Origin of the sequence: Halorubrum sp. CBA1125 (assembly GCF_009742825.1) — an archaeon.
Lineage (GTDB): Archaea > Halobacteriota > Halobacteria > Halobacteriales > Haloferacaceae > Halorubrum.
On record NZ_WPCE01000133.1, the window covers coordinates 1 to 7,895 of the forward strand.

Sequence of the window (7,895 nt, forward strand, 5' to 3'; positions counted from 1 at the left end):
CCGCGCTCCACAACGCGATGCGAGCGTCGAGCGTTCCGTCGTCGGCTAGAGACGAGCGTCGAGGGGGCCTACGCCACGGGCGCGATGGCCCGCGCCGAGGAGTGGCAGGCGGTCATCTCGGCCGGCGACGGCGCGGCCGCCGCGCTCAACATCCTCTCGAACGAGAAGGGCGAACACTACCACGACTTCGACGTGCCGGACACCGCCGCGTCCGTGTTCGGCGACCTCATCGACGACGCGTAGCGAGGGACGACCGTACGGCGTGGTGACCGACGTCGGGGCGCCGATCGCGTGTTCGCTCCGCCGTTCGGCGTGACCCGGGTCAATCTGTTCGGGGGTCCCCCGTCCCCCGATCGGCGTGGCGAACGATCCCACGGGACCGCGAGTTGAGAAGAGTTAAATCGGAGGCAGCACAACCCGGAGACGCGCTCGGTTGGTGTAGTCCGGCCAATCATGTTGGCCTTTCGGCAGACGCGGCGCGTCGACGCGCCGGTTTGGAAGACAGCCGACGACCAGGGTTCAAATCCCTGACCGAGCACTTTTCAGGGAACTAAGCTGTCAGCGACAGGATCGTGCTCGTTCGTCAGCCACGTGATCATCCTCGTCCGCCAGTCACGAAACCGCCATCGTCCGCCGGCGACGCGTTGAACCGCACGGATCCGGCACCGGTCGCCGGACGGCCATGCTTTTTATCCGTTGGGGCGAGTCACCGCTCATGAGCGATCCAGACGTCGTCGTGTTGCGACAGACGGTTCACGGGATGGGCGCCGGAGACCTCGTCGACGTGATCCGCGAGCGGCTCCCGGATGCAGATGTGGCCCATGCCCGGACCCCGGCGGAGGAGCGGGAACTGATCCGCACCGCCCGGATCGCGGTCGGGCTGAACATCGACGAGGAGCTACTGGCTGCCGCAGAGGAGCTGGAGCTGTTCGCGTGCGTCTTCGCCGGCACCGGCCACCTCCCGCAGGACCTCCTCGAAGACCACGGCGTCGCGGTGACGAACGCCTCGGGGGTCCACGAGCGGAACATCTCCGAGTACGTCGTCGGCGCGATGATCGGTCACGCGCGCCAGTCGCACCTGGCGGTACGCCAGCAGTCACGCCGGGAGTGGCGAACCTACGACACGACCGAGGTGTACGGGTCGACGGTGGCGGTCGTCGGGCTCGGCGCGATCGGTTCGGCGATCGTCGACCGCCTGCAGCCGTTCGACGTGGAGACGAACGGGGTCCGCTACTCCCCCGAGAAGGGCGGACCGACGGACCGGGTGTACGGATTCGACGAGTTCCACGAGGCGATCGCCGACGCCGAGTACGTGGTGCTGGCGTGCCCGCTCACCGAGACCACGCGCGGACTCGTCGACGCCGAGGCGTTCCGGACGATGCGGTCCGACGCCGTGCTGGTCAACATCGCGCGCGGACCGATCGTCGACACGGACGCGCTCGTGAGCGAACTCCGTAACTGCCGGATTCGAGGGGCGGCGCTCGACGTCACCGACCCGGAACCCCTGCCCGAGGACCACCCGCTGTGGGGGCTCGGCAACGTGACGATCACGCCGCACAACGCCGGCCACACGCCGGACTACTATGACCGCGTCGCCGACATCCTCGCCGACAACGTGGATCGGTTGGCCGACGGCGAGGACCTCCGAAATCGGGTCCTGTGACCGGCGAGAGGTAGCCGAACGCTGCCGACCCGCTGGCCGTCGACCGTGTCTATATATCCATATGTATTTTCACCGTATCCTCGATGGTTTTCTAAAACTGGCGAGAATACCTCGTCGGACAGTCGGTAGATGGCGACTAAACGTCTCTATATCGCTCTGTACGACTAAATATATATCTTGGACAGGTTTAAGGTATCCAGACCGCCAACGACGCACATGGAGACCAGGAAGGTGCAGGTCACCGGCGGCTCGACGTACACGGTCTCGATCCCGAAGACGTGGGCGACCGAAAACGACGTGGAGGCCGGGACCGAGATCGAGTTTCACCCCGACGGCGATTCGCTGTTTCTCACGCCGACGTCCGACGAGGAGCGCACCCGGGGGACGCTCGACGTCGCCGACCTGACGGGCCAGGCGCTCACCCGCGCCGTGATGACGATGTACGTCAGCGGGTTCGACGTCATCGAGCTGGAGGGGGCGGAGATAACCACCGACCAGCGGTCGACGATCCGCGAAGCCGTACAGGGACTGGTCGGGCTGGAGGTGCTCGAAGAGACCCGCGACCGGGTCGTGGTACAGGACCTGCTTGACTCCTCGGAGCTGTCGGTCCACAACGCCGTCACCCGGATGCGGCTGATCTCGCTGTCGATGCTGGAGGACGCGATCGCCGCGCTGGCCGACCACGATCACGACCTCGCACGCGACGTGATCGCGCGAGACGACGACCTCGACAGGCTGTGGCTCGTCGTCTCGCGAATCTTCCGCACGACGCTCCGGACGCCCAGGGCCATCGAGGAGCTCGGACTCCCCCGCGAGGAGTGTTTCGACTACCACTCCAGCGCCCGACAGTTAGAGCGGATCGGCGACCACGCGACCAAGATCGCCCACCTCACGCTCAGCATCGAGGAGCCGCTCCCCGAGGAGGTCGTCGAGGCGGTCGAGGAACTCTACGAAGACGCCGTCGACGTGATCGACGGGGCCATGGACGCCCTGTTCGACGACGACAGCGAGGCGGCGACCCGTCGGGCGAACGAGGCGCGGGCGAGCGTCAGGGCGATCGACGAGCGAGTGCGGTCGATCGACGAGCTGCTCCGATCCCTCGATCCGACCCGAGCGCAGCTGCTCGGGCTGGTCGTCGACTCGGTGCTCCGATCCGCCGACTACGGGGGCAACATCGCCGAGACGGCCCTCCAGAAGGCGGCGCCGACGCCGTGAGTCGGGTGGGTTTTTCATCGCTGGGCCCCGAGCCCACGACATGCCAGAGATCGAACTCGGCGTGCCGCGGGGCGTCGTCGAGTCGCTGCCGGAGGACGACGAGACCGCCGAGCGCGACATGCGACGGGCGATAGCCAGCATCCAGTCGCGCCTGAACGAAGAGATCGACGGGACGGACCCCGCGGAGGCGGCCGGGATCGTCGCGGACGCGGTCGAGCGCATGGAGACACAGGCGAGCACGTACCACGAGTTCGTCCCGGAACTCCGCGCGTGGGGACAGTCGCCGATCTACGCGATCGCGTGGCGGAACCTCTACGTAGAGCTCATCGGCCAGCTGCACGACCACGACTGGCTCGCCGATCACCTCGACCGCGAACGCAGCTTTCGGATCGTCGAGGACGGGATCCGGCTCTCGGACCTGTAGCGAGACGGCCCCCGCTCGTCCTGCCGGCGTCGACCGTTTTTAAGCCGCCGCGTCACGAGGGATCGGTATGGAACTGGAACTGCGGTTTTTCGCGACGTTCCGCGAGGCGGCCGGCGACAAGGTCGTCACCGCCGAGTTCGCGGAGGGAACGACCGTGGGGGACGTGTTACGCGAGCTGGAGGCGGAGTACGCGGGGATGGACGGACGCCTGATCGTCAACGGCGAGCTGGCCCCGCAGATCAACGTGTTGAAGAACGGCCGCGAGGTGCTCCACCTCGACGGGCTCGACACGACCCTCGAAGAGGGCGACCGGCTCTCGGTGTTCCCACCGGTTGCCGGGGGCACATGAGCGACGAGGAGGCTCCCGCAGCCGGCGGCGGTGCTGGCGACGAGGAAGCTTCTGCAGACGACGGGAGCGCCAGCGACGAGGCGGGCCCGCCCGCGGAAGCGGGATGGGTGCGCGAAGAGGTCACGTACCGCGGCATCTCCCGGCGGCTCGCGGCGCACTACCTCGTCAATCTCGGCGGGGAACTCGTCGGGACGGACGACCCCGCGGAGGCGACCCGCGTCGACGGCGACGGCTGGCGCGCGACGCTCGCGACCGAGACGGTGAAAGTCGGGGGCAGCCTCACGCTGACCGAGGTGCGGACGTCGTTCGCAGGCGATCCAGAGACCCTCGGCGATCTCCTCCCGCGGTACAAGCAGAAGGCGATGCGGGCCGGCGGGTGATGGGGGGCGACGAGGGGTCGCAGTCGGGCGAGTATCCGATCGAGGGGCCGGCTCTGGTGAAGGCGGCCGCGCTCGCGAGCGTCCCGGCTGAACGCCTCCCCGACCTGCTCGCGCGGGTGCAGGCGGACCTCGGATCCCGAATCGACGAGTACCGGCGGCGGTACGAGCGGATCGCGGTCGACGCGGACTGCGAGACGTTCCTCGTCGAGCCCCACCACTGGGAGCGCGTCGCCGAGCGGCTCGGCCTCGACGACCGCGAGCGCGCGGCCGTCGTCCGCGCCCACGAGGCCGCCGTCGAGCGCGCGGGCGACGGCGGTCGCCGGGCGGAGTTCGAGACCGCACTGGAGATCCGGTCGGGCGTCGTCATCGGAGTACCCGACGGCGACGAGACGTCCCCCTCCGAGTGACGCGTGTCGCCGTCGATGGGGACGCCTTTTCAATGTCTTTTCGACGCGGTTCGCGCGATTCGACGCCTTTCCGATGCCTTTTCGACGCCGGCCGTGGACCGCGGAGTATGCGACTCGCTCGCTTGCTCACGCCGGACGGACCGGTCGCGGGCCGGTACGACGACGGAACCGTGACCGCGGAGGACGGCCGCTACGAGGTCGGTCGGGACGGTCGACTGCTCCCGCCGTGTGACCCCAGCGCGCTCTACTGCGTCGGGCGGAACTACGCCGAGACGCTCGATCAGATGCAGTACGAACGGCCGGACGAGCCGGACTTCTTCGTCAAGCCGCCCGCGAGCCTGCTCGGACACGGCGAGCCGATCCGGTACCCCGCGTGGACCGACGAGCTGACGTACGCCGGCGAGCTCGTCGCGGTGATCGACGAGCGCTGTCGCGACCTCGACCCCGAGGACGTCCCGGACGTCGTCCGCGGCTACACGATCTTGAACGACGTGGACGCGCTCGACCAGCAGGGCCGGACCGCGCGCAAGGCGTTCGACGGCTCCGCGCCGCTCGGTCCGTGGATCGAGACCGACGTCGACCCGACCGGGCTCGACATCGAGACCACCGTGGGCGGCGAGCTCCGACAGGACGCCAACACCGAACTGATATTGTTCGGTCCACGCGAGATCGTCGCGTACCTCTCCGAGCGGTTCACCTTCCGGCCGGGCGACTGCGTCGCGTTCGGCAGCCCGGCGAACCCCGGGCTCGTCGAGCCGGGCGAACGCGTCGAGATCACCTACGAGGGAATCGGCACCCTGTCGAACCCCGTGATCGACGAGTGACCGGTCCGGGGACCCGAACTCGCGCCGAACTCACTCCTCGCCCGATCTCGTGTACGTCTCCAGCGTCGCGAGCCGTCCCGACTCGACCGCGAAGACGTCGACGAACGCGAACAGGACCTCGCCGTCGGAGTCGAGCAGCCGCCCGCGGACGGCGACGCCCGGCCCCCGGGGATAGACGGCGTCGACCGCGTGAGTGGTGTCGGTCATCGGCCGCTCGTCGCGCATGAACGCCACGAACCGGTCGCGACCCTCGACGTCCGGTCCGGGCGCCGCTGGACGAACGCCGGGTCGAGCAGCGACGCGAGCCGGTCGTAGTCGCCCGCGTCGAGCGCCTCGTAGTACGCCCGGGCGAGCGCTTCCCGGTCGGTGTCGGCCGCCGTCACCGCCGGTCCCCCCGTCTCCCGGTCACCGTCATCGGGCTTCCTCCCGTCTCCCGGTCGCCGTCACCGGCCGGCGCCGATCCTCGCCGTGGTGCGCGCCCGTGGTCGTCTCACGCCGCGAGCGCATCGAACACCTCCGCGGAGGTGCGAGTGCCCTTGGAGATGACCACGTCGTTCGCCCGGAGCGTCGTGTTGAGGTCGGGGCCGACCAGCCACCCCTCGTCGGGGCGACGGATCGCGATGACGCTCGTCGAGACGTCGGTCACCGGGACGCCCGCCTCGACGCGCGTGTCGACGAGGTCGCTCCCCGGGCCGACCACGGTGCGGGTGATGATCTCGTCGGATTCCCGGACCGCCATCTCGACGACCGGGTGGACGCCGAGGTCGCGGACGACGCCCTCGGTGATCTCCTCGGCGGCGTCGGAGATCTCCTCGGTGGCGACGCGAGGTGGATCAGCCCGCGGAGCGACACGGGATCGTCCGCCTCGCGAGCGGCCCGGAGGGTCCACACCTCGAAGCGCGACTGGAGCGCGTCGACCTCGATCTCGAGGTTGCGGACCTCCTCGGCCAGCTCCTCGTTGTCGAACAGCACCGAACCGTACGCGAGGTCGACGGCCAGCTCCGAGAGGTCTCGCATCAACACGATCGAGTCGACCGCGCGTTCGAGGTCGTCGACCGCGGGCTCGGCGGGCTCGTCCGGCTGGAACGTCTCGCCAGTCAGCTCCGGGTACACCTCGGCGACGCCGGCCTCCGGCCCGCGGAGGAGCGCGACGTCGCCGGCTTCGATCCGCGTCTCGGGGCCGGGGTTGAGGATCCAGTCCTCGTCGCGGCGGATCGCGATCACGCGGACGCCCGTCTCGGACTCCAGGTCGATGTCCTCGAGCGTCCGCCCGTCGTAGGGCGACCCGTCGACGGCCGTGCCGCGCACGAGCGTCTCGACGCCCTCGGTGAGCGCGCCCCGCATCGCGTCGGGGAGACCGATCTCCTCGGTGACGATCTTCGCGATGTCGCCGGCGGCGTCCGAGATCTTGTCGGCCGCGCCGACGACGCCGAGCACCGGGGCGAGCGTCTCGGCCTCGCTCGGCTTCCGGGCGGCGAGCATGAGGCTCATCCAGGCCCGCATCTGGAGGACGTCCATCCGGTGTTCGAGCTCGACCACCTCGTGGGCGACGGTCGGGCTCGCGTGGAGGACCGCAGAGTACGACAGGTCGATGAGCAGCTCCGCGGTGTCTTTCATCTCGACGAGCAGGTCCTTCACGCTCGCCGGCTCGTATTGGACCCTCCGCGTCCCCGGCTCCTCGTCGAATCGTCCCATGCGATACCCTCTCCGGCTCCGAGTAAAAGGCTTGTCACGCCTCGTCTCGCCCCCTCGACGCGAGGGCGTCGCCGGCGACGTAGCCGGTTCGACCGTCGGGGAGGGCGACCCGCTCGGCGAGGTCGACCAGCGCGAGCCAGCGGAGCAGCCGGTCGGCGCGCTCGCGCCACGCGGCCTCCCAGTCCGGATTCCGCGCCCGATCGTGACGCGGCACGGATCCCCGCGTGGCCGCGAACAGGGCTTCCGCGGTGAGCGGGTCCGATTCGGTCGTCGGGTCCGCCGAACCCCTCCGCAGCTCCTCGATCGCCTCCGGGACGTGGAGGACGCTCGCTCTGAGTCCCTCGCGAACGCGCTCCTTGGTCGGCGCCGCGTCGGTCCGGACGTACCCCCGCGGCGTCTCCTCGGCCAGCCCGAGCGCGCGGAGGAAGGCCAGCCAGTCGTTCGCAGTCTGCCGATCCGGGAGGTCACACCGCCGGCGGAGACGGGCGCAACAGTCGTCGGTGCGCCCCGGGACGAGCGGGACCGCTCGCTGGAACGCGCGGAGGTCGTCGAGGTCGGTCGGCGGCTCCGGGACGGGTTTGAGTCGCATCGGCGCGGTCCGCCGACTCAGCGGTAGCCGAACGACTCTGCGAGCAGTTCCTCGTCGGTCTCGCCCACGGTGTAGACCGGTCCGTCCACCACGTCGACGGTCACCGTCGCGGGCGCGAAGACGCTCTCGTCGACTTCGTAGAAGTCCCAGCCAGCGTCCTCGAACACCTCCACGAACGGGGTGCCGTACTCCTCGCGGGCCGTCGAGACGATCTGATCGAAGCGGTCGTCGTCGCGTGCGACCTGGAGGTGAACCTCCCCGCCGTACGCGAGGGCGTCGTTCGTCCGGCCCATCGCGCGGTCCTCGTCGCGGGTGACGGGCGCGATCGGCGCCGCCCCGGACGCGTGGA

Annotated in this window: 9 protein-coding genes, 1 tRNA gene and 3 pseudogenes; 9 read left to right on the plus strand and 4 right to left on the minus strand. The window is 69.6% G+C overall.

All coding sequences use genetic code 11. The features are described from left to right. From GJ633_RS11570 to GJ633_RS11610, 9 genes and pseudogenes are all read left to right on the plus strand, one after another. Positions 1-243 (plus strand): annotated as a pseudogene (locus GJ633_RS11570) (hypothetical protein); the annotation flags it as partial. Between the two features lie 184 nt (positions 244-427). Then, positions 428-538 (plus strand) — tRNA-Glu (locus tag GJ633_RS11575). A gap of 177 nt (positions 539-715) precedes the next feature. Next, a complete protein-coding gene (locus GJ633_RS11580; RefSeq protein WP_156588951.1) occupies positions 716-1,663 on the plus strand; it encodes a D-2-hydroxyacid dehydrogenase in 948 nt (315 codons plus the stop codon). A 216-nt stretch (positions 1,664-1,879) separates the two neighbouring features. Further along, complete coding sequence (locus GJ633_RS11585) at positions 1,880-2,878, plus strand: phosphate uptake regulator PhoU (RefSeq protein ID WP_156588952.1); 999 nt, start codon at positions 1,880-1,882, stop codon at positions 2,876-2,878. Between the two features lie 40 nt (positions 2,879-2,918). After that, the gene (locus GJ633_RS11590; RefSeq protein ID WP_156588953.1) at positions 2,919-3,302 is read left to right on the plus strand and encodes a hypothetical protein; all 384 of its coding nucleotides are present in this window, start codon (positions 2,919-2,921) and stop codon (positions 3,300-3,302) included. Positions 3,303-3,369: 67 nt separating this feature from the next. Beyond that, on the plus strand, positions 3,370-3,651 hold the full coding sequence (locus GJ633_RS11595; protein ID WP_156588954.1) for a ubiquitin-like small modifier protein 1: 282 nt from the start codon (positions 3,370-3,372) through the stop codon (positions 3,649-3,651). Beyond that, entirely contained in the window at positions 3,648-4,031 is a 384-nt protein-coding gene (locus GJ633_RS11600; protein WP_156588955.1) for a hypothetical protein, read from the plus strand. Before GJ633_RS11595 ends, GJ633_RS11600 begins: the two co-directional genes overlap by 4 nt. Then, positions 4,031-4,438: a hypothetical protein gene (locus tag GJ633_RS11605; RefSeq protein WP_156588956.1), complete on the plus strand. Its 408-nt coding sequence runs from the start codon at positions 4,031-4,033 to the stop codon at positions 4,436-4,438. Before GJ633_RS11600 ends, GJ633_RS11605 begins: the two co-directional genes overlap by 1 nt. A 107-nt stretch (positions 4,439-4,545) precedes the next feature. Further along, positions 4,546-5,262: a fumarylacetoacetate hydrolase family protein gene (locus tag GJ633_RS11610; RefSeq protein ID WP_156588957.1), complete on the plus strand. Its 717-nt coding sequence runs from the start codon at positions 4,546-4,548 to the stop codon at positions 5,260-5,262. 30 nt (positions 5,263-5,292) lie between these two features. Here GJ633_RS11610 and GJ633_RS11615 read toward each other — a convergent pair. From GJ633_RS11615 to GJ633_RS11630, 4 genes and pseudogenes are all read right to left on the minus strand, one after another. Beyond that, positions 5,293-5,645, minus strand: a pseudogene (locus GJ633_RS11615) (nuclear transport factor 2 family protein). A gap of 107 nt (positions 5,646-5,752) precedes the next feature. After that, positions 5,753-6,957 (minus strand): annotated as a pseudogene (locus GJ633_RS11620) (potassium channel family protein). A 34-nt stretch (positions 6,958-6,991) separates the two neighbouring features. After that, positions 6,992-7,546 carry a hypothetical protein gene (locus tag GJ633_RS11625; RefSeq protein WP_156588958.1) on the minus strand — a complete coding sequence of 185 codons (555 nt, stop codon included), beginning with the start codon at positions 7,544-7,546 and terminating at the stop codon, positions 6,992-6,994. Between the two features lie 17 nt (positions 7,547-7,563). Beyond that, positions 7,564-7,895: methenyltetrahydromethanopterin cyclohydrolase (locus GJ633_RS11630; protein ID WP_303646449.1), on the minus strand; the 332-nt coding region annotated here is incomplete at its 5' end.

Excerpts from the sequence above, each read along its gene's own strand:
- GJ633_RS11605 (WP_156588956.1), top strand. The coding sequence starts at position 4,031 with ATGGGGGGCGACGAGGGGTCGCAGTCGGGCGAGTATCCGATCGAGGGG.
- GJ633_RS11590 (WP_156588953.1), top strand. The coding sequence starts at position 2,919 with ATGCCAGAGATCGAACTCGGCGTGCCGCGGGGCGTCGTCGAGTCGCTG.
- GJ633_RS11610 (WP_156588957.1), top strand. The coding sequence starts at position 4,546 with ATGCGACTCGCTCGCTTGCTCACGCCGGACGGACCGGTCGCGGGCCGG.
- GJ633_RS11585 (WP_156588952.1), top strand. The coding sequence starts at position 1,880 with ATGGAGACCAGGAAGGTGCAGGTCACCGGCGGCTCGACGTACACGGTC.
- GJ633_RS11580 (WP_156588951.1), top strand. The coding sequence starts at position 716 with ATGAGCGATCCAGACGTCGTCGTGTTGCGACAGACGGTTCACGGGATG.
- GJ633_RS11600 (WP_156588955.1), top strand. The coding sequence starts at position 3,648 with ATGAGCGACGAGGAGGCTCCCGCAGCCGGCGGCGGTGCTGGCGACGAG.
- GJ633_RS11625 (WP_156588958.1), bottom strand. The coding sequence starts at position 7,546 with ATGCGACTCAAACCCGTCCCGGAGCCGCCGACCGACCTCGACGACCTC.
- GJ633_RS11595 (WP_156588954.1), top strand. The coding sequence starts at position 3,370 with ATGGAACTGGAACTGCGGTTTTTCGCGACGTTCCGCGAGGCGGCCGGC.